Annotated in this window: 21 protein-coding genes; 16 read left to right on the top strand and 5 right to left on the bottom strand. The window is 62.3% G+C overall.

The features are described from left to right. Nucleotides 1-139 precede the first annotated feature (139 nt). The 3 genes from ACE04I_RS22040 to ACE04I_RS22050 all read left to right on the top strand — a co-directional run bounded on the left by ACE04I_RS22040 (nt 140) and on the right by ACE04I_RS22050 (nt 3,295). Nucleotides 140-1,123 carry a tripartite tricarboxylate transporter substrate-binding protein gene (locus ACE04I_RS22040; protein ID WP_046794867.1) on the top strand — a complete coding sequence of 328 codons (984 nt, stop codon included), beginning with the start codon at nt 140-142 and terminating at the stop codon, nt 1,121-1,123. 195 nt (nt 1,124-1,318) lie between these two features. Continuing rightward, nucleotides 1,319-1,780, top strand: a complete 462-nt coding sequence (locus ACE04I_RS22045; RefSeq protein WP_046794866.1) for a tripartite tricarboxylate transporter TctB family protein — start codon at nt 1,319-1,321, stop codon at nt 1,778-1,780. Nucleotides 1,781-1,789: 9 nt separating this feature from the next. Further along, a complete protein-coding gene (locus ACE04I_RS22050; RefSeq protein ID WP_046794865.1) occupies nt 1,790-3,295 on the top strand; it encodes a tripartite tricarboxylate transporter permease in 1,506 nt (501 codons plus the stop codon). A 40-nt stretch (nt 3,296-3,335) separates the two neighbouring features. Here ACE04I_RS22050 and ACE04I_RS22055 read toward each other — a convergent pair whose 3' ends face one another. Further along, on the bottom strand, nt 3,336-4,388 hold the full coding sequence (locus tag ACE04I_RS22055; RefSeq protein ID WP_052760408.1) for a LacI family transcriptional regulator: 1,053 nt from the start codon (nt 4,386-4,388) through the stop codon (nt 3,336-3,338). 255 nt (nt 4,389-4,643) lie between these two features. Here ACE04I_RS22055 and ACE04I_RS22060 point away from each other — a divergent pair, with 255 nt between their 5' ends. The 4 genes from ACE04I_RS22060 (at nt 4,644) to ACE04I_RS22075 (ending at nt 8,931) form a co-directional block, all read left to right on the top strand. Then, the gene (locus tag ACE04I_RS22060; protein ID WP_046794864.1) at nt 4,644-5,900 is read left to right on the top strand and encodes an ABC transporter substrate-binding protein; all 1,257 of its coding nucleotides are present in this window, start codon (nt 4,644-4,646) and stop codon (nt 5,898-5,900) included. Between the two features lie 117 nt (nt 5,901-6,017). Then, a complete protein-coding gene (locus tag ACE04I_RS22065; RefSeq protein ID WP_046794863.1) occupies nt 6,018-6,944 on the top strand; it encodes a carbohydrate ABC transporter permease in 927 nt (308 codons plus the stop codon). Then, entirely contained in the window at nt 6,941-7,822 is an 882-nt protein-coding gene (locus tag ACE04I_RS22070) for a carbohydrate ABC transporter permease (protein WP_046794862.1), read from the top strand. The genes ACE04I_RS22065 and ACE04I_RS22070 overlap by 4 nt, the downstream gene beginning before the upstream one ends. Before the next feature lie 5 nt (nt 7,823-7,827). Next, complete coding sequence (locus tag ACE04I_RS22075) at nt 7,828-8,931, top strand: ABC transporter ATP-binding protein (RefSeq protein ID WP_046794861.1); 1,104 nt, start codon at nt 7,828-7,830, stop codon at nt 8,929-8,931. 18 nt (nt 8,932-8,949) lie between these two features. Here ACE04I_RS22075 and ACE04I_RS22080 read toward each other — a convergent pair whose 3' ends face one another. Both ACE04I_RS22080 and ACE04I_RS22085 read right to left on the bottom strand, forming a co-directional pair. Continuing rightward, the gene (locus ACE04I_RS22080; RefSeq protein ID WP_487207605.1) at nt 8,950-9,399 is read right to left on the bottom strand and encodes a DUF421 domain-containing protein; all 450 of its coding nucleotides are present in this window, start codon (nt 9,397-9,399) and stop codon (nt 8,950-8,952) included. 9 nt (nt 9,400-9,408) lie between these two features. After that, complete coding sequence (locus tag ACE04I_RS22085; protein ID WP_052760407.1) at nt 9,409-9,915, bottom strand: hypothetical protein; 507 nt, start codon at nt 9,913-9,915, stop codon at nt 9,409-9,411. Nucleotides 9,916-10,139: 224 nt separating this feature from the next. Here ACE04I_RS22085 and ACE04I_RS22090 point away from each other — a divergent pair, with 224 nt between their 5' ends. The 4 genes from ACE04I_RS22090 (at nt 10,140) to ACE04I_RS22105 (ending at nt 14,323) form a co-directional block, all read left to right on the top strand. Beyond that, nucleotides 10,140-10,976, top strand: a complete 837-nt coding sequence (locus tag ACE04I_RS22090) for a BON domain-containing protein (protein ID WP_052760406.1) — start codon at nt 10,140-10,142, stop codon at nt 10,974-10,976. A 66-nt stretch (nt 10,977-11,042) separates the two neighbouring features. Then, a complete protein-coding gene (locus tag ACE04I_RS22095; protein WP_046794858.1) occupies nt 11,043-11,276 on the top strand; it encodes a hypothetical protein in 234 nt (77 codons plus the stop codon). A gap of 266 nt (nt 11,277-11,542) precedes the next feature. Further along, nucleotides 11,543-13,237 (top strand): sensor histidine kinase, encoded by a 1,695-nt coding sequence (locus tag ACE04I_RS22100; RefSeq protein WP_487207606.1) that lies wholly within the window; start codon nt 11,543-11,545, stop codon nt 13,235-13,237. A gap of 69 nt (nt 13,238-13,306) precedes the next feature. Beyond that, entirely contained in the window at nt 13,307-14,323 is a 1,017-nt protein-coding gene (locus tag ACE04I_RS22105) for a DNA topoisomerase IB (RefSeq protein WP_046795099.1), read from the top strand. Nucleotides 14,324-14,383: 60 nt separating this feature from the next. Here ACE04I_RS22105 and ACE04I_RS22110 read toward each other — a convergent pair whose 3' ends face one another. Beyond that, nucleotides 14,384-14,944: a type 1 glutamine amidotransferase domain-containing protein gene (locus tag ACE04I_RS22110; RefSeq protein ID WP_046794856.1), complete on the bottom strand. Its 561-nt coding sequence runs from the start codon at nt 14,942-14,944 to the stop codon at nt 14,384-14,386. Nucleotides 14,945-14,992: 48 nt separating this feature from the next. After that, entirely contained in the window at nt 14,993-15,190 is a 198-nt protein-coding gene (locus tag ACE04I_RS22115) for a hypothetical protein (RefSeq protein WP_046794855.1), read from the bottom strand. Between the two features lie 213 nt (nt 15,191-15,403). Here ACE04I_RS22115 and coxB point away from each other — a divergent pair, with 213 nt between their 5' ends. Genes coxB through ACE04I_RS22140 form a run of 5 tightly spaced genes read left to right on the top strand, consistent with a single transcriptional unit; the run spans nt 15,404 to nt 21,061 of the window. Further along, entirely contained in the window at nt 15,404-16,456 is a 1,053-nt protein-coding gene (gene coxB / locus ACE04I_RS22120) for a cytochrome c oxidase subunit II (protein ID WP_487207607.1), read from the top strand. Continuing rightward, nucleotides 16,453-18,969 carry a cytochrome c oxidase subunit I gene (ctaD, locus tag ACE04I_RS22125; RefSeq protein WP_046794854.1) on the top strand — a complete coding sequence of 839 codons (2,517 nt, stop codon included), beginning with the start codon at nt 16,453-16,455 and terminating at the stop codon, nt 18,967-18,969. The genes coxB and ctaD overlap by 4 nt, the downstream gene beginning before the upstream one ends. A 6-nt stretch (nt 18,970-18,975) precedes the next feature. Further along, nucleotides 18,976-19,359, top strand: a complete 384-nt coding sequence (locus ACE04I_RS22130; protein WP_046794853.1) for a hypothetical protein — start codon at nt 18,976-18,978, stop codon at nt 19,357-19,359. After that, nucleotides 19,356-20,000, top strand: coding sequence for a cytochrome c oxidase assembly protein (locus ACE04I_RS22135; RefSeq protein ID WP_046794852.1), 645 nt, complete (start codon nt 19,356-19,358; stop codon nt 19,998-20,000). The genes ACE04I_RS22130 and ACE04I_RS22135 overlap by 4 nt, the downstream gene beginning before the upstream one ends. Next, nucleotides 19,997-21,061, top strand: coding sequence for a c-type cytochrome (locus ACE04I_RS22140; protein ID WP_046794851.1), 1,065 nt, complete (start codon nt 19,997-19,999; stop codon nt 21,059-21,061). Before ACE04I_RS22135 ends, ACE04I_RS22140 begins: the two co-directional genes overlap by 4 nt. Nucleotides 21,062-21,192: the final 131 nt, after the last annotated feature.

Genomic DNA, 21,192 nt, shown 5'->3' on the forward strand with positions numbered 1-21,192 from the left:
CTGTGAAAGCGCATGGACGGAAAATACGGAGTTGCCCTCCGTAGCGATTGCGGCAAACTGCCATGGTGCGCAAATGGGGTCATCCAGGCCGGGCGCGGGAGGAGCTGCGCCCACTGGCTTTGACGCAGGAGGAAACACAATGAAAATGTTCAACGCCGTTCTCGGCGCAACCGCATTCGCGGCTCTTTCGCTCTTCTCCGTTTCGGCGGGAGCGCAGGGTTATCCGGAGCGCTCGATCACTATGGTCGTGCCTTTCTCTGCGGGCGGCCCGACCGACACGGTCACCCGTCTCGTTGCCGAAGCCATGTCGAAGGACCTCGGCCAGCAGATCATCGTCGAAAATGTCGGCGGCGCCGGCGGCACGCTCGGTGCTGGCCGCGTCGCACAGGCCGACGCCGATGGTTACACGCTGCTTCTGCACCACATCGGCATGGCGACCAGCGCCACGCTCTACCGCAAGCTGCCCTATGATACGCTGAACGCCTTCGAATATGTCGGCCTCGTCACCGACGTGCCGATGACCATCGTCGCCCGCAAGGATCTCGAACCGACCGACTTCAAGGGTCTGATCGAGTATGCGAAGGCCAACAAGGATACGGTCACCGTCGCCAATGCCGGCATCGGCGCGGCTTCGCATCTGTGCGGCATGCTGTTTATGAGCGCCATCGAGACGCCGCTCGTCACCGTTCCCTACAAGGGCACGGGTCCGGCCATGACCGATCTGCTCGGCGGCCAGGTCGACATCATGTGCGACCAGACCACGAACACGACGAAGCAGATCACGGGCGGCACCATCAAGGCCTATGCCGTGACCTCGCCGGAGCGCCTGGACGTTCTCAAGGATATCCCGACGGTCGCCGAATCCGGCCTGCCCGATATGCAGGTGGGCATTTGGCACGGCATCTATGCGCCGAAGGGCACGCCGGCCGAAGTCACCGAGCGCCTTTCCAAGTCGCTGCAGGTGGCGCTCAAGGACCCGAACGTCGTCGCTCGCTTCGCCGAACTCGGCACCTTGCCCTCGCCGGAAGCGGACGCCACCCCGGCAGCGCTGAAGGCCAAGCTCGAAGGCGAGATCAACCGCTGGAAGCCGGTGATCGAAGCGGCCGGCGAATACGCCGACTGAGGCTCCGCTGGTCGGCTGCCCCTCATCCGGCTGCCGCCACCTTCTCCCCGTCTTGACGGGGAGAAGGGATATGCCGCGCCGTCACGCCATCCTCGAACGATGGATTGGGCACGTTCCCTCTCCCCGCGCGCGGGGAGGGGGTTAGGGTGAGGGGCAGAACCTCCCCCGTGCCTCCTCCAGCCCATCGGAGACATCATGAAATCCTTGCAATTCGATAGGACCAACCTGATCTGCGGACTTCTGTTCGTCGGGCTCGGCTTCTTCTTTGCCTTCCAATCGTTTCAGCTCGAACTCGGCACGGCCTTCCGGATGGGACCCGGCTATTTTCCGCTGGTTCTCTCCGGCGCGTTGGTTCTCTTCGGTCTCATCATCCTCGCCCAGGCATTCAGGGCGGAGGGCGAGCCGATCGGGCCGATCGCCTGGCGCGGCATATTCTTCATTCTGCCGGCGCCGATCTTCTTCGGGCTTACCGTGCGCGGCCTCGGTTTCGTGCCGGCGCTGTTCCTGGCAGCCTTCTTCGCCTCCTTCGCTTCCAGCCGGATGAAGCCGCTGACGGCGCTCGTTCTGGCGGCGCTGCTGACGGTCTTTTCGGTAGCGGTGTTCAGCTACGGTCTTGGCCTGCCTTTCCGGCGCTTCGGCCCCTGGCTCAATTTTTAGGAGGGGCGGATGGATCTTTTCAGCAATCTGGCACTCGGATTTTCGACGGCATCCTCGTTTGAAAACCTGTTCTTCTGCCTCATCGGCGTTATTCTCGGGACATTGATCGGCGTTCTGCCCGGCATCGGCGCGACTGCGACCATAGCCATGCTGCTGCCGATCACCTTCCAGCTCGAGCCGGTCTCCTCGCTGATCATGCTGGCGGGCATCTATTACGGCGCGCAGTACGGCGGTTCGACCACTGCGATCCTCATCAACATGCCGGGCGAATCCTCTTCGGCCGTAACCGCTATCGACGGTTACCAGATGGCCCGCAACGGCCGGGCAGGGGTAGCGCTCTCCATCGCCGCGCTCGGCTCCTTCTTTGCGGGCACGGTATCGACCTTCCTCGTCGCCATCTTCGCGCCGCCGCTTACGGAAATCGCATTGCAGTTCGGTGCGGCGGAATATTTCTCCCTGATGATCGTCGGCCTCGTCTCCTCGATCGCGCTTGCGCACGGCTCGGTCGTCAAGGCGCTTGCCATGGTGGTGCTCGGGTTGCTTCTCGGCCTTGTCGGCACCGACATCTACACTGGCACGCCGCGCTTCAACCTCGGCATCCGCGAGTATTCCGACGGCCTGAATTTCGTGGCGGTTGCCGTCGGTGTTTTCGGCGTCGCGGAAATCCTGCGCAATCTGGAGAGCGAGAAGACACGCACGGTGCTGATGGCCAAGGTCAGCGGGCTGTTGCCGACCAAGGAGGATTTCAGGCGCATGATCGCGCCGGTGCTGCGCGGCACCGTCATCGGCTCGGTGCTCGGCATCCTGCCGGGCGGGGGCGCGATCCTGGCCTCCTTCGCCTCCTATACGGTCGAGAAGAAGGTTTCCAAACATCCGGAAGAGTTCGGCCGCGGCGCGGTCGCAGGCGTCGCTGGGCCGGAATCGGCCAACAATGCCGGCGCCCAGACCTCCTTCATCCCGCTGCTGACCCTCGGCATTCCTGCCAATCCGGTCATGGCGCTGATGATCGGCGCGATGATCATCCAGGGCATCGTGCCGGGACCGAACGTCGCATCCGAGCAGCCGGCGCTTTTCTGGGGCATCATCGCCTCCATGTGGATCGGCAACCTGATGCTGGTGGTCCTCAACCTGCCGCTGATCGGGCTTTGGGTGAAGCTGCTGACGATCCCCTATTACGTGCTTTTCCCGATCATCATGGCCTTCTGCTCGATCGGGGTCTACAGCGTCAACTCGAACGTCTACGATCTCTATTCGGTCGCGTTCTTCGGTCTCATCGGCTATGTGCTCACCAAGCTTCGCTGCGAGCCCGCGCCGCTGCTGCTCGGCTTCGTGCTGGGGCCGTTGCTCGAGGAAAACCTGAGGCGAGCCATGATCCTGTCGCGTGGGGATGCAACCACCTTCATCACGCGCCCCATCAGCGCAGGCCTCCTCTTCCTCGCCGCACTGGTTCTCGTCGTCGTCTTCATGCCGAGCGTGAAGGCCAAGCGCGAGGCCGTGTTCCAGGAAGAGGATTGAGATAAGATGGGCCGCGCCTACCCGCGCGGCCCATCTTGCTTCAGAGCGTCTGTAAAGCCTGGAGCTCGCCCACCGGTACAGGTCCGGCGATCCTTTTCAGAAGAAGTCTTCCCATCAACAGGCCCGCCTCGGAGAGATCCTCGTAGATCGTCTCGACGCGCGGGCGGATCTCGTCGAACAGGCCGGAGGTCTGCTTGGCGACGAGGCGGATGTCCCTGCCGAGCTCCAGCCCACGGTCCTGGGAGGCGGCCATGACCGCGAGTGCCGAGACTTCGCCGCCGCAGACAAAACCGTCCGGCCGGTCAGGTTCTCCAAGGCGTTTGAAAATGCTGTCGCGAATCTCATGCGACTTGCTGTCGAGCGTGATCCCTGTTGCAAACTCGAAAGCCACTCCCTCTTCGCGCACGGCGGTCATGAAGCCGTGTCGCATGTGGTGGGCGAAGGTGAAGCGTTCCGGCGGCAGGATAATCGCGAGCTTCCGGCTGCCGGCGGCAATCAGCCTTCGCGCGGCCTCATAGGCGAAGCCGTAATTGTCGTAATCGACATAAGGGTGCGGGGTCGCGAGTTCCGTCCGGCCGTGACAGATGAAAGGGAAGTTGTTCTCCACCAGCAGCTTGACGCGCTCGTCAGCGGGCTCGGTGCGGCTGAAGATGATGCCGTCCGCCATGCGGTTGCGCATGATGTGGCGCACGGGCTCGACCTGCGGCAGATCGGAAAAATGAGGTGTGATGACCAGGTGGTAGGGCGTGCCGCGAAGGGCCGCGGTGATCCCACTGATCATCGAGGTCGCATAGCCGAGGATTTCCTCGTGCGGATCGAGAACCAGGCTGATGACATTGGTGCGGCCGGTCCGAAGGCGCTGTGCTGCGCGGTCGGGCAGATAGCCGATCTCTTCGGCAACCTGGCGGACGCGCAACCGGGTTTCCAGCGCGATCTGGGGCGCTCCTGCAAGCGCGCGAGAGACCGTCGTCACGGCAAGGCCGGTCAGTTCGGCGACGGTTTTCAGTGTCGGTTTCGCATCGCTTCCCATCCGGTCGGGAGCGCTCTCGGGTTTTGCCCGCCGTCCCTTGTGGGCCGGGTCCTCCAACGGCATTCGTCTTCCTCCATCTCGCCCCAGGAAACGCAGGGCGAGCACCTCCTAAAACTTTACAAGTCCGGACAAACACGCCGGGAGTTTTTCTCGATTCACGAGTAAAAATTGGTAGATACCAATTTCCCCAATTTTTTCATCGGCTTGCCACTCCGGTCAAGTGCTTAAAAAATCCTGAAGCCGGGTTGACTCGCGAGGCGTTTATATCGTTATAACTCGATATCCGGAGAGGAGCCCGGATGCAAAGGGAGATTCTCAATGAATATTCGAATGATCAGCAAACTCGCCGCCGGCGCGGCGGTCATCGCGCTTACGGCAGGCGCCGTGCAGGCGCAGGAAGAGGTCGAAGTCCTGCACTGGTGGACCTCGGGCGGTGAGGCTGCGGCGCTCAACGTGCTCAAGGAAAACCTGCAGAAGGAAGGCGTCGGCTGGAAGGACATGCCGGTTGCCGGTGGCTCCGGCGTCCAGGCCATGACCGCGCTTCGCGCACGCGTCACCTCCGGCGATCCGCCGACCGCCGTGCAGATGCTCGGCTTCGACATCAAGGACTGGGCCGAGATGGGCGTTGTCGGCAATCTCGACGAGCTCGCCACCCAGCAGGGTTGGGACAAGGTGATCCCCGCCGCACTCCAGGAATTCTCCAAGTATGACGGCCACTGGATCGCTGCTCCGGTGAACGTCCACTCCACCAACTGGCTGTGGCTCAACAAGGCCGCGCTCGACAAGGCCGGCGGCAAGGCTCCGGAGAACATCGACGAGCTGATTGCGCTGCTCGACAAGTTCAAGGAACAGGGCATCACCCCGCTCGCTCATGGCGGTCAGCCGTGGCAGGACGGCACGCTCTGGGAATCCGTCGTTCTTTCGACCGGCGGCATGGATTTCTACAAGAAGGCCGTCATCGAGCTCGATCCGGAATCGCTTTCCGGCGACACGATGAGGAAGGTGTTCGACACGATGTCGAAGCTGCGCACCTATTTCGACCCGAACTTCTCCGGCCGCGACTGGAACCTGAGCACCGCTCTCGTGATCGAAGGCAAGGCCGGCGCCCAGCAGATGGGCGACTGGTCGAAGGGTGAATGGCTGCGCGCCGAGAAGAAGCCAGGCACCGATTTCGTCTGCATCCGCTTTCCCGGCACCCAGGGCTCGGTGCTCTTCAACTCCGACCAGTTCGTAATGTTCGATATCGGCGAAGAAAAGCGCGACGCCCAGCTCAAGATGGCTTCGGCCGTCGAGGATCCGGCCTTCCAGATTGCCTTCAACACCGTGAAGGGCTCCGTTCCGGCCCGTACAGATGTTCCGGATACCGAGTTCGACGATTGCGGCAAGAAGGGCATGAAGGACCTTGCGGAGGCTGCTTCTGGCGGCACGCTCGCCGGTTCGCTGGCCCATGGTCATGCCCAGCCCGGCGCCGTCAAGGAAGCCGTATTCGACGTCGTGACGCAGCACCTCAACGGCCAGCTCACGACCGAGCAGGCACTGCAGCGCCTGCCGGAAGCCGTCGCCGCGGCGCAGTGATCGCGTCCTTTACGACATATCCGTCATCAGAGGTGGCCGGGAATATTCCCGGCCGCTTTGCAAGTTCCTGCTTGCCTGCCACTCTCTCCATCTGGTCCCAGGCCGGAGGTTATCATCATGACGACAATTGAACCCGTTCCCGTCGTGGAGCAGCGCCGTTCGGGGCCTTCCTTCGCGGACAGGCTGCGCGGAACGCTTCCGAAGATCGTGCTCGCGCCCTCTTTCGCGATCATCCTCGTCTTCGTCTACGGCTTCATTCTCTGGACCGTCTATCTGTCCTTTACCCGTTCCCGCATCCTGCCGGTCTACGATCTGGTCGGGCTCGATGCCTATTATCGCCTGTGGTCGCAGCCGAACTGGTATATGGCGATGAAGAACCTCGCCATTTTCGGCGTGCTCTACATCGGGCTGTGCATTGCGATAGGCCTCTTCATCGCGATCCTGATGGATCAGCGCATCCGCGCCGAAGGAGTGCTGAGGCCGATCTTCCTCTACCCGATGGCGCTTTCCTTCGTGGTCACCGGCACGGCCTGGAAATGGTTCCTGAACCCGGGCCTCGGCCTTGAAAAGACCATGCATAATCTCGGCTGGGAGAGCTTCAAATTCGACTGGCTCGTCAATACCGACATGGCGATCTACACCGTCGTGATCGCCGGCGTCTGGCAGGCTTCCGGCTTCGTCATGGCGATGTTCCTGGCGGGGCTTCGCGGCATCGACGGCGAAATCATCAAGGCGGCGCAGATCGACGGAGCGCCGACGGTTTCCATTTACCGCCGCATCATCATTCCCCTGCTGCGTCCGGTATTCCTGTCGGCCTTCATCGTTCTGGCGCATATGGCGATCAAGTCCTACGACCTCGTCATCGCGCTTACCGGCGGCGGCCCCGGCAACGCCACCGAACTGCCCTCCACCTTCATGTATTCCTACACCTTCACGCGCAGCCAGATGGCCGTGGGTTCGGCAAGCGCCGTCATGATGCTGATGGGCATTACCGCGATCATCGTTCCCTATCTCTATTCCGAGCTCCGGGAGAAGCACCAATGAGCGCCGCCCAGGAAACCGTCAGCGCAGGCTCGGCAAATACGGCGCGCTATGTCATCTATGCGTGCCTCATCATTCTGGCGCTGCTTTATCTGCTGCCGCTTTACGTGATGATCACGACCTCGCTGAAATCGCTCGACGAGATCCGCGCCGGCGACATGCTGGCCCTGCCGCGCGATCCCTCGACCGCCGCCTGGGTGAAAGCCTGGGGCGAAGCCTGCATCGGCGTCACCTGCGGCGGCATCAAGGGCTATTTCTGGAACTCGATCCGCATGGTCGTGCCGGCCGTCGTCATCTCCACGCTGCTCGGCGCGCTGAACGGTTATGTGCTCACCAAGTGGCGCTTCCCCGGCCATAAGCTCGTCTTCGGCATGATGCTGTTTGCCTGCTTCATTCCATTCCAGGCGGTTCTCATCCCGATGGCGCGCGTTCTCGGCACTTTCGGCCTTGCAAACTCGACCGCGGGACTGGTGTTCGTCCACGTCGTCTACGGCCTCGGCTTCACCACGCTGTTCTTCCGGAACTATTACGAGGCCTTCCCCGACGAGCTGGTGAAGGCCGCGATGATCGACGGCGCGGGCTTCTTCCGGATCTTCTGGCGCATCCTGCTGCCGAGCTCCGGTCCGATCATCGTCGTGACCATCATCTATCAGTTCACCAATATCTGGAACGACTTCCTGTTCGGCGTGTCCTTCTCTTCCGGCGAGGCATCGCCGATGACGGTGGCGCTCAACAACCTCGTTTCCTCCTCCACCGGCGTCAAGGAATACAATGTCGACATGGCCGCCGCGGTCTTCGCCGCGCTGCCGACGCTGTTCGTCTATGTCGTCGCCGGACGCTATTTCGTGCGTGGCCTGATGGCCGGCGCAGTCAAGGGATAAGGCATATGAGCTTTCTTCAGATCAAGAACCTGCGCAAGAAGATCGGCAATGCCGAAGTTCTGAAAGGGATCGACATCGAGCTGGAAAAGGGCGGGTTCCTGGTGCTGGTCGGCCCGTCTGGCTGCGGCAAGTCGACCCTGCTCAACGCGATCGCCGGCCTTCTGCCGCTGACCTCCGGTGATATCGTCATCGACGGGCATGTGGTGAACGACCTGCATCCGTCGAAGCGCGACATCGCCATGGTCTTCCAGTCCTATGCGCTCTATCCCAACATGACGGTGGAGGAGAATATCGCCTTCGCGCTCGAAATGCGCGGCGTCGACAAGAGCGCCCGCGCGGAGGCCGTGAAGTCGGTCGCCAAGACGCTGCAGATCGAGCACCTGCTCAAGCGCCGGCCGAGCCAGCTTTCCGGCGGCCAGCGCCAGCGTGTGGCGATGGGCCGGGCGCTGGTGCGCCAGCCGCGCGTCTTCCTGTTCGATGAGCCGCTCTCCAATCTTGACGCCAAGCTGCGTGTCGAGGTGCGTGCCGAGATCAAGGCGCTTCACCAGAATACCAACGCCACGATCGTCTATGTGACGCATGACCAGATCGAGGCCATGACGCTCGCCACCAAGATCGTCGTGCTGAAGGAAGGCACCGTGCAGCAGGTCGGCACGCCCGCGGAAATTTACAACCATCCCGCCAATCTCTTCGTCGCCGATTTCATGGGCTCTCCCGCGATGAACATGCTGAAGGGCAAGGTCGTTTCCAGCGACGGCGCCTCTCGCATCGTCCTCTTCGGCGACGATGTCACCATCGCCATACCGCCTTCGGTCTCAGCCGCATTGCCGCAGGGCAAGGAGGTCATCGTCGGCCTTCGGCCGGAAGCGATCAGCGATGCGGGGCTTGCCGATCCGCAGGCGCGCTCGATCGCCCATATCGATGCCGATGTCACGATGGTGGAGCCGACCGGCTCCGATACCTTCGTGACCGGCAGGCTGCACGGCATGAGCTTCACCGCCCGCACGCGCGCCGACGTGCATGTTGCGCCGGGACAGAAGTTCCCGTTCGCCTTCAATCTCGACAAGGCGGTCGTCTTCGATCCGGAGAGCGGCGAGCGCATCGACTGAGATCAGGCCGGCGGAGCGTCAGCTTTCCTTGAAGGGAATGATGCTGATGTTGCCGCTTGCCTCCAGTATCGCGAAGCGTATCTCCGATTGCTTCGGGATGCCCTGGCTTTGGCGCGCCGCTTCCATGATGTCTGTCATTTCGATGCGGCTTTGCTTGAGCGCCCGCTCATCCACCTGACCTTCGACGATCAGCATGGTCGGCACGCCGTCGATTGCTTTGCCGGCAGCCGGCCACCACCTCTTGACATGGGAGAGGAGAATATCGCTCGCCACAAGCGTGACGATCAGGATCACCGCGTTGGCGATCGAATGGTCCTCTCCTACCATCGCCTGCTGCGTCGTTTCGGAGATCATCAGGGTCAGGACCAGGTCGAACGGCGTCATCTGCGACAGCGTTCGTCGGCCCGAAAGCCGGATGATCAGGAGCAGGACGAGATACATCGTGACGCCGCGGATAACGGATTCCATGGGTTCACCTCATGGCAGGACGATCAGAGTGAATGGCGAGGTCCGGCCCGGCGTGCCGGCATTGAAGCGGAACAACCCTGCTGAATGCGTCTTCAGGAAAAGCCGCACCCTCAAGGGCGCGTCTTCACCCGGCGGAAACCGGAGGATGCGGTTTTCCCCTTCGATCCGGACGGCTTCGGGGGCAGGCTGGATGGCTTCGATCTGGAAGGCATCGAGGAATTCCGCGGAAAGGACGAGGCTGCGTTCGCCAGCCTCGTCGAAGAGAGCCGTCAGCTCGGTCGGGGCATCGGAACGGGTGATCGCCGGTATCTTCATTTGAGCAGAGCCGTACCGGCCTTCCCGCTGCGCAGCCCACCCGCCGCCGCCAGCAAGACCCAGCAGCGCTGCGATAACCAGAAGGGCAAAGCCGATCCAGGCCACGCGCTCAGTGATCCACGTCTTCTCCTGGAAGGAGCGCTCATCCTTGACGGCGGTCAGCTCTCCATCGGGTAGAACCGGTCTGTTTTGATCGGCCACGGCTTTTCTCGCGAAAGTGTGCCTGGAACAAATCCATTCCGGAGGGAAATTCCCGAACCGGCTTTGTTGTTCCTCCGGGCGAAACCTGCTTGTCGGAAATCGCGCGTCACAGCGTCACCTGAGGCTGCGGGAGGGTGGAAATGGCGGAACAAATCCCATGCCGCCGCGGTTCGGTTGGTATTCTGTGATCGGTGGAAGCAAGCCGAAAATCGAGGAGACAAGCAATGGCGAACGGACCTTATTCCCGCTCGGGTGGATACAGAAACGACCGTACGCGGGACGAGCGGGATCCCTCCCGCGAAACAGGCGATTATCGCCCGGGTGACACAGGTTACGTCCGGGGCTTCGGCGATTACCAGCGCAGCGAGGAGAGTAATCCGGGGCGACGCGGTCTCAGCCGAAGCGACGAGGACCGCTCGCGCTACGGACGCGGCGAGCAATGGGCTGCGGACGATTTCGGTTATGACAGCGGCTACGGCGACAATGACCAGTCGCGTGTCTGGGCCCGCGAATCCTATCGCGCGCAACCATCAACCCTGCACTACGAGCCCGGCCGCAATCGCGATCGCTTCAGCCAGCCTTATGGTGATCGTTACGGTCACGGAGCGGATTATGGCTACGGCCCGGAGCGCTATGGTTCCGATGATCGCTCGGGCTACCGCGGCGAGCGAGACTATGGCGCCGATCGTGGCCGCCGGCGCGGCTTCATGGAGCGGGCGGGCGACGAGGTCGCTTCCTGGTTCGGCGACGAGGAAGCCGAGCAGCGCCGCGCGATGGACGAGCACCGAGGTAAGGGGCCGCGCGGCTACAGGCGTTCGGATGCGCGCATCGAAGAGGACGTCAACGACCGCCTCAGCGACGATCCGCTTCTCGATGCGTCGAACGTTTCGGTCACCGTGAAGGAGGGCGAGGTCACCCTTGATGGTTTCGTATCCAGCCGTTGGGACAAGCGACGTGCCGAAGACCTCACCGATGACGTCTCCGGCGTTCGGCACGTGCAAAACAATCTGCGGGTGAACAACACTTCTACCGACGTTGTGAGTGGTTCGACCACCGTCTGAGATGCGGGTTCACAGGCCAAAAGTGAGGGCGCCATCCGGGCGTCCATGGGAAAGCGGAGCGGTTTGATGACGAAATCCGGCAAGGACGACAAGGCGGATACCATTCGGCGCGACGCCGAAGGGCAATTCGCAAGAACCAGAGAAGGTGCCAAAGCCAGCGGCGTGGCGAGTGCCAAGCCGACGAAGATCACCGGGTCGGAAGATGCGACGGCGCACAAGATGCCTCCCGGACGGAAGGCGCCGAAGAGCGAATGGTCTCTCAATTTCGACGTCGGCGAACGGCACAAGCACACCTCCTGACGCCCCGCGATATCGCCCATCTATTCAGCCGATGAGCCCTTCAGCCGCCCTGGATCCATGATTGCAGGGCGGCTGCCGCCTACCTGTGGCCGATCCCCCATTGATGAAGAAGAAGGAACATTGCCGGCAATCAATCCTTGGCCCTGCCTGCAAAAGCGGATAGAAAAGTATTCGTTGCTATATTAGCAAAAGGGCGGGATACGAAATGAAAATGCGTGCGGGAGCTTGTTGCCCCTGCAGTGTGCCGCGTATGGCAAGGGCGCGAAATGATTAGGGTTTCGCGTCTTTTTCCAACCGCGTCCATCGGTGTCTACCTGGTCGCGCTCGCGGCGGTGGTCGCCGTGCCGCTGCTTGTGTTCGTCGCGTTCCTGATGATGGAACTGGAGTCGAACGAGCGCGAGATTCTCTCCAATGAAACGGCGGAGGACGCCCAGCTCGTGGCGCGTGCGATCGATCGCGAGCTGCAGGACATGTCGACGACGCTTCGCATCCTCGCCACATCGCCGGAACTCGAAAACGGCGACCTGCGCTCCTTTCACAATCGAACCCAGAACAGCCTGCGTTCGAATTCGGTCTATGTCATCCTCGTCGACCGTGACGGCCAGCAGCGCCTGAACACGCGGGTGCCGTTCGGCACTCCTCTCGGTAAGGTCGCCAATGTGGGCTCGCTGGAATCGGCGCTCAAATCGCGGGTGACCGAGGTTTCCAACGTCTTCTTCGGAGCGACGAGCGGCCGTTTCGTCTTCAATATCACGCTGCCGTTGCCGCGGTCTCTTTCGCATGTGGGTGCCGCCCTCATCATGACGCAGAACGTCGAAGATCTCCAAAGGCTGGTCTCGACCGAAGGGCTGGTGAAGGACTGGTCGGTGGCGGTGGTGGACGGCACCGGCAAGGTCGTGACTTCCAGCGGCGACAAAAGCCCCGCTTTCGGCAGCACATTTCCGGAAGAGACCCTGCGCCTGATGAGCGGCTTCAGCGGCACGATCGAGGATGTCGACGGAGCCCCGCGGCAGATGTACGGCTATGCCCAGGTTACCGGATGGTCGTGGAAGGCGATCGTCTGGGGACCGATCGAATCGGCACAGGCGAGCATCCTTTCGACGATGCGGCAGTTGATCGGGGGAAGCCTCCTGTTCCTTGCCATCGGCATGCTGTTCGCCTGGCTCGTTGCGCGCCAGCTTCGTATTCCGATCCGGCAGATCGCCGAAATGGCGGAAAGGATCGGCAAGGGCGAGATCGTCTCGCCGGTCGAAACGAAGATCACCGAGGCGAACCAGATCGCCATCGCCCTTTCCAACGCCTCCTTCGACCGGAGCCAGGCCGAGGACCGCATACACCTCATTCTCCATGAACTCGTTCATCGCACGAAGAACATCCTGACGCTCGTCCAGGCGATGATGCGGCAGCTCGCCCGCCAGGACACGACGATGGAGGAATTCCAGAAGGCGATCGGCAACCGTCTGCAAGGGCTCGGCAAATCCATCGAAGCCTTGGCGCGGGAGCAATGGGCCGGCGTGTCGATCCGCCGTGTGGTGGAAATCCAACTGGGTACTTTCGCGGAAGCCTTCGAGCGGGTGGAGATGCGCGGCGAAGATTTCACGTTGAAGGCGGAGGCGGTGCAGAACCTCGGGCTCGTCCTGCACGAGCTCGCTACGAATTCCGTCAAATACGGCGCTCTCTCCGTGCCTCAGGGCAAGGTCTGCCTCACCTGGGAAAACCTCGAGGTCGACGACGAGACGAAGCTTCGCATCCGATGGGAGGAGCTGGATGGTCCGCCTGCCAAGGAACCTTCCCGGACAGGCTTCGGCACGACTATCGTCCAGCGACACGCTTCGGCCGCCTTCAGCGGAACCGTCGAGATGCAGTTCCTGAACGAAGGTTTGCGCTGGACACTGACGGCACCCCGTGCGGCCTTCGAGCGGGATTCCTCCGAAAGCCTCAAGGATCTCGCCTTCAATTGAGCCGCGCGAGGAACTTCGTTTCGTGGCTGCCGTTAAGCGGCCATGGACGCACTTCCGAAGACCATCGAAATCGATGCCGCCTCCCTCAAATCCATCGGGCTTACCTATGTCAGCGACACGGAACCGGGCATTCGCCGGCTCCGGCGGGGGCGAGGGTTCTGTTATCGCCTGCCGGATGGAGAGCTTCTGACCGATCCGGAGGAACGGGCGAGGATCGACGCGCTCGGGCTGCCGCCCGCCTATGAGAATGTCTGGATATGCCTGGATGCGAATGGCCACCTACAGGCGACCGGCTATGATTCACGAGGGCGGAAGCAGTATCGCTACCACCCCGACTGGCAGAATTTCCGCAGCGAGCAGAAATTCGACCAGTTGATCCAGTTTGCCGAGGCCTTGCCGCGCATCCGCCGCCGCGCCGAACGCGATCTCGCTCAGGGCCTGGACAAGTCGGATGCGGTGATCGCCGCGCTGGTGGCGCTGATGGACGTTACGCACTTGCGGGTCGGCAGCCGGGCCTATGCGCGTGAGAACCGCACCTATGGTGCCACCACGCTTCTGAAGCGCCATATGACCGTTTCCGACGATGCCGTTCTGCTGCGCTTCACGGCCAAGGGCGGCAAGCGCGTCCGCCACACGCTTAGAAACCGGCGGCTGCAGCGTATATTCGAGGAGATCGCCGATCTGCCGGGGCGCCAGTTGTTCTCGTGGCCGGATGAGAACGGCGTGCCGCATCCGGTCGATTCCGGCAGGCTGAACGCCTATCTCGCCAAGGCGGCCGGGTTTGCCGTATCGGCCAAGACATTCCGCACGTGGGGCGGAAGCCTTGCTGCGTTCCGCAAGGCCTGGGATATCGTGAAGGAGGAGGGGAGACGGCCCAAGATCAAGACCTTGTGCAAGGCGGCGGCGGAAGCGCTGCACAATACGCCGGCGGTCTGCCGGTCCAGCTATATCCATCCTTCCATACTTGCGCTTTCGGAGGATATCTCGCCGTTGGAGAAGCTTTTGGGGGAGGAAATATCCTGCCCGAGAGGCCTTCGGGTGGATGAGCGCCGGCTGCTTGCCTTTCTGTGGGCTACCTCGGAATAGAAACCGCCCGCGAATGATCGCGGGCGGTTGTCGCCGAGCTCTGAGAGCGTAGCGTGGCGGTCACGCTGCCCGGCGATTGTGGCGGCCTTCCTGTACTTCCTCGACGATTTTCGCGACGAAGGCCGGCAAGTCCTTTGGTGAGCGGGAGGTGATGATGCCGTTGTCGGTGACCACTTCCTTGTCCTCCCATGTGGCGCCGGCATTGCGGACATCCGTGCGGATCGAATGATAGGAAGTGGCCTTGCGTCCACGCAACGCGTCCGCTTCGACGAGCAGCCAGGGCGCATGGCAGATGGCAGCCACCGGCTTGCCGCTCTTCACGAAATCGCGCACGACGCGCATTGCATCGTCGTTGGCGCGCAGAATGTCTGGATTGATCTGACCGCCCGGCAGGACGAGCGCGTCGAATTCCTCGGTCTCGACGTCCGCGGCTGCGAGATCGACGGGTACGGTGTCGCCCCAGTCCTTCTGGTCCCAGCTCTTGATTTCGCCGGTCTTGATCGAGGCGATCTTCACCTTGGCGCCGCGTTTTCGCAGTTCCTCCAGCGGCACGCGCAATTCAGAACGTTCGTAGCCGTCGGCTGCAAGGATGAGAATGGTTGCGGACTCGATGGCAGCCATCGCGAACTCCTTTCACATGAGATTTCGTGCTTGAGATTTCAGCCGCCGTCAGAGGCGGCCGGTCGACAAATCCCGCCCGTTGATGGAAGCCGGCACGCTGATCTCCTCGCGCGGTGCCTTCGGCAGCGGAAGCACGACGGCTTCCGGAACCACGACTTGCATCTCGCCGTTCTGCTGCTGCACGCATTTCTTTATCGAAGCCGCCCGAACGAATTTTTCCTTCAGCATGGCAATGAGGTTTCGCATGATCTCTCTCCCGTCGCGAAAATTGGGGTCGAACCCAACGCAGACGACTAACCCCTCCTAGCCGGAATCGTTCCAAATTTTTCTCCGCCGGTTACAGTTTGTTACCGCTCTGTTGGAACAAATTACGGAGAAGCGTGTTTTTGGCGGAATGTTTTTGCGGTTTGCAACCTCCAGCCCCGCTCGCCGAACATGTGCCGAATGAAAAATGACCGCTTGACCGGCAGCAAATGCCGGCCAATCCGATCGAAAGCCGGCTTCGGTGGAGGCGTTCCCTTCCGGGGCTTTCCGTTCTCCTGCGGCATTTTCCTCGGTCTCTCGTTCTTGCTTGCCTCCTGTTCCGGCGTGCAATCCACCCTCGATCCCGCGGGACCGGAGGCACGGGACATAGCAACGCTCTTCTTCACCATGCTTGTCGGTGCCGTGCTGATCTGGGTCACCGTCGTCGGCGCGCTCATCTATGCGGGACGTCTCAAGCGTGAAGCCCTTTCGGAGGCGGCGGCAGGACGGGTGATCCTTTGGTGCGGCGCGATCCTGCCCGTGCTCATTCTCGCAGCCCTTCTCTCCTATGCGGTATGGCTGATGCCGAACATCCGCCCCTGGTTTCAGGGAGAGGATGGCGGCATGCGGCGGATCGAGGTCACCGGCGAACAGTTCTGGTGGCGGGTGCGTTATTTCGGTTCGGATGGTGAGCTCGCCTTCGAGACGGCCAACGAGGTGCGGATGCCCGTCGGCGAGCCGGTGGTTTTCGAGGTGAAATCGCCGGACGTCATCCACTCCTTCTGGATTCCCGCGCTCGGCGGCAAGATGGACATGATCCCCGGGCGAACCAACCGGCTGATGCTGGAGGCATCGCGGCCCGGCACCTATCGCGGCGTCTGTGCCGAATTCTGCGGTCCCTCCCACGCCTTGATGGCCTTTTCCGTTCTGGTGCTCGAACCGGCCGAGTACGACACCTGGCTTTCGGCGCGCACGGCCGCTTCGGCAAATACCGGAGGGGACGGCCTTGCGCTGTTCCTGCGCCACGGCTGTGCCGCCTGCCATGCCATTTCCGGCACCGAGGCGAGAGGGACGATCGGTCCAGACCTGACCGCGTTCGGAGAACGGGCGACGGTCGGCGCGGGAACCCTTTCAAATACGCAGGAGCATATCGCGCGCTTCATCCGCTATCCCACCGAAATCAAACCGCAGGCGAGGATGCCCTCTTTCGGCATGCTGCCCGAGGACGACGTCGAGCGGATCGCCGCCTATCTGAAGGAGCTCAGATGAAGAGGGAGCTCGGCAATTTTTCACCGGAGGAGAGAGCGGCCCAGGAGGCGCGGCTGCGTGACGTGTGGGAAACGCCGAAAGGCATCCGCTACTGGACATCGGTGAACAACAGCCAGATCGGTCTCTGGTACGGCGTGACGGCCTTCATCTTCATGCTGTTTGCCGGCCTTCTCGCTCTCCTGATACGGCTGCAGCTCGTCGTGCCCAACAACGATCTCCTGACGGCGGATTTCTTCAACCAGGCGTTCACGCTGCATGGAACGGTGATGATGTTCCTCTTCGCGGTGCCGATCTTCGAGGCGATCGCGATCTTCCTCCTGCCGTCCATGCTCGGCGCACGGGAACTGCCGTTTCCGCGCCTTTCTGCCTTCGGTTACTGGAGTTTCCTCATCGGCGGCATCTTCGTCTGCGGCTCGATCTTCTTCAATTCGGCGCCGAATACCGGCTGGTTCATGTATCCGCCGCTTGCCACCGACAAGGAATTTTCCGGCATCGGTGCGGATATCTGGCTGCTCGGTCTATCCTTCATCGAAGTGGCGTCGATCGCGGCGGCCGTGGAGATCATCGTCGGCATCATGAAGTGCCGCGCGCCCGGCATGCGCGTCAACCTGATGCCGATGTTCGCCTGGTACCTGCTGATCGTCGCGGGCATGATCCTCTTCGCCTTTCCGCCGCTGATTGCCGGCGACATCCTCTTCGAGATGGAGCGGATGTTCGACTGGCCGTTCTTCGATGCGGAACGGGGAGGCGATCCGCTGCTCTGGCAGCACCTCTTCTGGATATTCGGCCATCCGGAAGTCTACATCATCTTCCTGCCGGCGATCGCGCTGATGGCGATGATCGTGCCGACCTTCGCGCAGCGCCCGATCGTCGGCTATTCGTGGATCGTGCTCGCCGCCGTGGGCACGGGGTTCTTAAGCTTCGGGCTCTGGGTCCACCACATGTTCACCACCGGACTGCCGCAGATATCGCTCGCCTTCTTTTCAGCGGCCTCCGAAGCCGTGGTCATCCCGACGGGCGTGCAGATCTTCGTCTTCATCGCCACCATGTTGGCGGGCCGGGTGATCTTCTCCGTGCCCATGCTCTTCGGGGCGGGCGGGATCATCATCTTCGTGATCGGCGGGCTGACGGGCGTCATGGTGGCGCTGGTGCCGTTCGACTGGCAGGCGCACGACACCTATTTCGTGGTCGCTCACCTGCATTACGTACTGATCGGCGGCATGCTGTTTCCGGTCGTCGCCGGGGTCTACTATTATTTCCCCTTCTTCACCGGCAAGAAGCTGAGCGACGCCTGGGGCAAGGTCGCCTTCTGGCTGATGTTCATCGGTTTCAACATCGGCTTCTTTCCTATGCACTTCTCCGGTCTGCGGGGCATGCCGCGCAGGGTCTTCACCTATCCGGAAGGGATCGGCTGGGACTGGTTCAATCTTATCTCGACCATCGGCGCCTTCATCTTCGCCACGGGTGTCGCGACCTTCGTCATCGATGTGGTGCGGCCGAGGCCGAAGCCCTCCGAAAGGAACCTCAATCTCTGGAATTCGGGAACGCTGGAATGGACCAACGATCCCGACGAGACCTGGGGTATGCGTTCCGTGCCGATCATCAACAGCCGTTATCCACTTTGGGACCAGCCCAACCTCCAAGAGGATATCGAAGCGGGCCGCTTCTACCTGCCGGATGCGAAATCGGGCTATCGCGAAACGCTGGTGACTTCGGTGCTCGACGCGAAGCCGATCCAGTGCCTGCGCGTCGGCGGCGTCTCCTATGTTACGATCATCGCCGCCCTGGCGCTCGGCGGCGTCTTCATCGCGCTCACCTTCCATTGGTGGATCACCACGATCGTCTGCGCGATCATCACCCTGATCGCTGTGCTCGTTTGGCTTTGGACAGGAACCGCGCCCATTCCCGAGGCGCCCGAGATGGACGTGGGGCTCGGCGAGAAGCTGCCGATCTATGTCTCGGGGCCGGCGTCCGTCGGCTGGTGGGCTATGTTCATCACGATGGTCGGTGACGGAACGGCCTTTGCGAGCCTGATCTTCGGCTACTTCTTCTACTGGACGATCCATGAGGACTTCACCGCCGGCATTGCGGGGCCGGGCGTCTTCTGGCCCATGGTCGCGCTGGTTCTCTTCCTGATCGCCTGGGGCGTGATGGTCGTTGCCCGTGAACTCAATGGCCGTGGCCGGATCGCAGCCGCACGGCTGGGCCTTGTGGCCGCCTTCGTGCTGACGGTCGCCGGTTCCGCGGCGGGTCTCGCCGGCCCCTATGTCCACGGCATGGAGCCGACCGCGCATGTCTATCCGGCGATCGTCTGGATCGTGGCCATCTGGACCGTCGCCCATGGCGCCGTCGGAGCGATCATGCAGCTCTACTGCCTCGCCCGCAGCCTGACGGGGCGGATGACGGCGGAATACGACCAGGACATCTGCAACGTCGTTCTCTATTGGCACTTCATGGCCGTCACCGCCGTTGTCACCTTCAGCGTGATCGGCCTTTTCCCATTGGCGAGGTGACCGGAGATGAAGAGCTTTATCCCGCGCGAGGTCGAAACTCTCTGGACATTGTTCACGGCGCCTGTCGTTTGGGCCGTGCACTTCCTGGTCTGTTACGTCGCCATGGCCATCTTCTGCGCCAAGGAAATGGCGGTCGAAATCTCGATCGACACGATGAGGATCGGTCTCGGCATCTTCACGCTGCTCGCGCTCGCGATGATCGTCATCGCGGCACTCCTTGCCTGGCGGCAATGGGGGTTCGGCTCGGACGATCCGCCACATGACGACCCGACCCGCGAGGACCGCAAGCTCTTTCAGGGATTTGCGACGCTACTCCTCTCGGGCCTCAGCTTCGTCGCGGTGATCTATGTGGCAATCCCGCTGATCTTCATCGCGGGGTGCCAGCAATGAAGACATTCTCCCTGCTCGCCGGTCTCATGTTTCTCACCGCGCTCTGGGGGCTTGTGCTGCCCTTGGCCGACCGCACGTCCTTCACCGTGCACATGGTCGTTCACATGGGTGTGGTGGCCGGCGGCGCGCCGCTTGTCGCCCTTGGCCTTTCCGGTAGCCGTTTCGACGTGACGGCAGGTCGGCACTGGATCACTCCGGTCCTCGCCTCGATAGTGGAGCTCTTTGCCGTATGGGGCTGGCATCTGCCGGCGCTGCGGGCGCTGTCGGAAAGCTCGATCATATTCACCGTTGTCGAGCAGGCTTCCTTCTTCGTCGCCGGCGTCGTCCTCTGGCTCTCCTGTCTCGGCGGGGCGGCAGTGGGCCGGGAGGAGCGGCGGCTTGCTGGCACTTTCGGCCTCATCTTCACCTCCATGCACATGACGCTGCTGGGAGCCTTGCTTTCCCTCTCTCCCCGGCCGCTTTACGGAACCGGGGAAGTCAGTTGTTTCGGCATTCCGCTTTCGGCCATCGCTGATCAGCAGGCGGGCGGCGTGGTGATGTTGCTGGTGGGCGCCATCGTCTATCTCGCTGGAGGCGTGGCCCTGCTGTCGCGCAGCCTGAACGCGGGCATCCCGAACGAGACCGGGAGTGCAGGGCGATGAGGATCAGCAGGAAGCATTTCATCGTCATCGTCATCCTGCTGCCGATCCTCGGCCTCATCGTCGGCTGGTCGGGCCTCGTCGGCGTGCGGGCGAGCACCGGCCATTGGGGCGTGACGGACTGGTTCCTGCATTGGGTGATGCGCAATTCGGTCAAAACGGCAGCCATCGGGGTGAAGGCGCCGCCGCTCACCGATCCCGCCTTGCTGCCTCCGGCCGCCGGTCACTACGAGGCGGGTTGCGCGATCTGCCATGGTTCGCCGGTGGCGGAGCGATCGCAGGCGGTCCTTTCCATGCTGCCCGTGCCGCCGGACCTGAGAATGGCCGTTCCGACCTGGAGCGACGAGCAGCTCTACGAGATCGTCAAGCATGGGGTGCGCTTCACCGGCATGCCGGGTTGGCCGGCTGAGAGCCGTGACGACGAGGTCTGGGCAATGGTCGCTTTCCTGCGCAAGCTGCCCGAACTCGACATGGAAGGCTATCAGCGGCTGGCGGGCTTCAGCCGCCCCGTCTTCACCAATGCCTTTTCGGAGACGCTCGCGACTTGCGAGGCCTGCCACGCGGAAAGCCGCCTTGAGGGAGGAAGCCTCATCCCGAGCCTTTCCGGCCAATCGGAGCCCTATCTCCTGGAAAGCCTGCGGGGCTATGTCGAGGGCAAGCGGGCAAGCGGCATCATGGAAGTGGCCGCCGGCTCGCTGCATGACGACGTGCTGCAGGAGCTCGCGAAGCATTACGCCGGGCAGGAAAGGCCCGAGCGGCTACCCGCATCGGCGGAAGAGGAACTTGTCGAGCGCGGGCGCGCGCTTGCGGTGAGGGGAAGGGCTGAGGATAAGATTCCCGCCTGCCTCACCTGTCATGAGCGGGCGGGCGGCAATCCAACCTATCCGCGGCTTTCGGGGCAGAGCGCCCGCTATATCGAAAATCAGCTCCGCCTTTTCCGGCAAGGCATTCGCGGCGGCACGCGCTACAGCCACCTCATGACCGAGGCGGCGAAGAATATGGATGATGGGGATATCGAGGCGCTCGCGGCCTATTTTTCCCGCCGTGAGCTGCAGGCGGAGTAGACGCACGAAGGGTGCGTCACGTGCGAGCCGGCCTCAGACCGGCACGATCATCAGATAACATGCCGCCACCACAAGGATGAAACTTGCGGCCTCCACCCATTCTCTGACCATAGATGCCTCCATCGCTCCTA

The organism is Rhizobium moroccans (assembly GCF_057559155.1).

Bases quoted from the DNA above. Each gene is read 5' to 3' on its own strand.
- ACE04I_RS22055 (WP_052760408.1), bottom strand. From the start codon at position 4,388: ATGCCGTTGGAGGACCCGGCCCACAAGGGACGGCGGGCAAAACCCGAG.
- ACE04I_RS22080 (WP_487207605.1), bottom strand. From the start codon at position 9,399: ATGGAATCCGTTATCCGCGGCGTCACGATGTATCTCGTCCTGCTCCTG.
- ACE04I_RS22075 (WP_046794861.1), top strand. From the start codon at position 7,828: ATGAGCTTTCTTCAGATCAAGAACCTGCGCAAGAAGATCGGCAATGCC.
- ACE04I_RS22050 (WP_046794865.1), top strand. From the start codon at position 1,790: ATGGATCTTTTCAGCAATCTGGCACTCGGATTTTCGACGGCATCCTCG.
- ACE04I_RS22095 (WP_046794858.1), top strand. From the start codon at position 11,043: ATGACGAAATCCGGCAAGGACGACAAGGCGGATACCATTCGGCGCGAC.
- ctaD (WP_046794854.1), top strand. From the start codon at position 16,453: ATGAAGAGGGAGCTCGGCAATTTTTCACCGGAGGAGAGAGCGGCCCAG.
- ACE04I_RS22140 (WP_046794851.1), top strand. From the start codon at position 19,997: ATGAGGATCAGCAGGAAGCATTTCATCGTCATCGTCATCCTGCTGCCG.
- ACE04I_RS22065 (WP_046794863.1), top strand. From the start codon at position 6,018: ATGACGACAATTGAACCCGTTCCCGTCGTGGAGCAGCGCCGTTCGGGG.
- ACE04I_RS22045 (WP_046794866.1), top strand. From the start codon at position 1,319: ATGAAATCCTTGCAATTCGATAGGACCAACCTGATCTGCGGACTTCTG.
- ACE04I_RS22135 (WP_046794852.1), top strand. From the start codon at position 19,356: ATGAAGACATTCTCCCTGCTCGCCGGTCTCATGTTTCTCACCGCGCTC.
- ACE04I_RS22130 (WP_046794853.1), top strand. From the start codon at position 18,976: ATGAAGAGCTTTATCCCGCGCGAGGTCGAAACTCTCTGGACATTGTTC.
- ACE04I_RS22115 (WP_046794855.1), bottom strand. From the start codon at position 15,190: ATGCGAAACCTCATTGCCATGCTGAAGGAAAAATTCGTTCGGGCGGCT.
- ACE04I_RS22100 (WP_487207606.1), top strand. From the start codon at position 11,543: ATGATTAGGGTTTCGCGTCTTTTTCCAACCGCGTCCATCGGTGTCTAC.
- ACE04I_RS22090 (WP_052760406.1), top strand. From the start codon at position 10,140: ATGGCGAACGGACCTTATTCCCGCTCGGGTGGATACAGAAACGACCGT.
- ACE04I_RS22060 (WP_046794864.1), top strand. From the start codon at position 4,644: ATGAATATTCGAATGATCAGCAAACTCGCCGCCGGCGCGGCGGTCATC.
- ACE04I_RS22110 (WP_046794856.1), bottom strand. From the start codon at position 14,944: ATGGCTGCCATCGAGTCCGCAACCATTCTCATCCTTGCAGCCGACGGC.
- ACE04I_RS22070 (WP_046794862.1), top strand. From the start codon at position 6,941: ATGAGCGCCGCCCAGGAAACCGTCAGCGCAGGCTCGGCAAATACGGCG.
- ACE04I_RS22040 (WP_046794867.1), top strand. From the start codon at position 140: ATGAAAATGTTCAACGCCGTTCTCGGCGCAACCGCATTCGCGGCTCTT.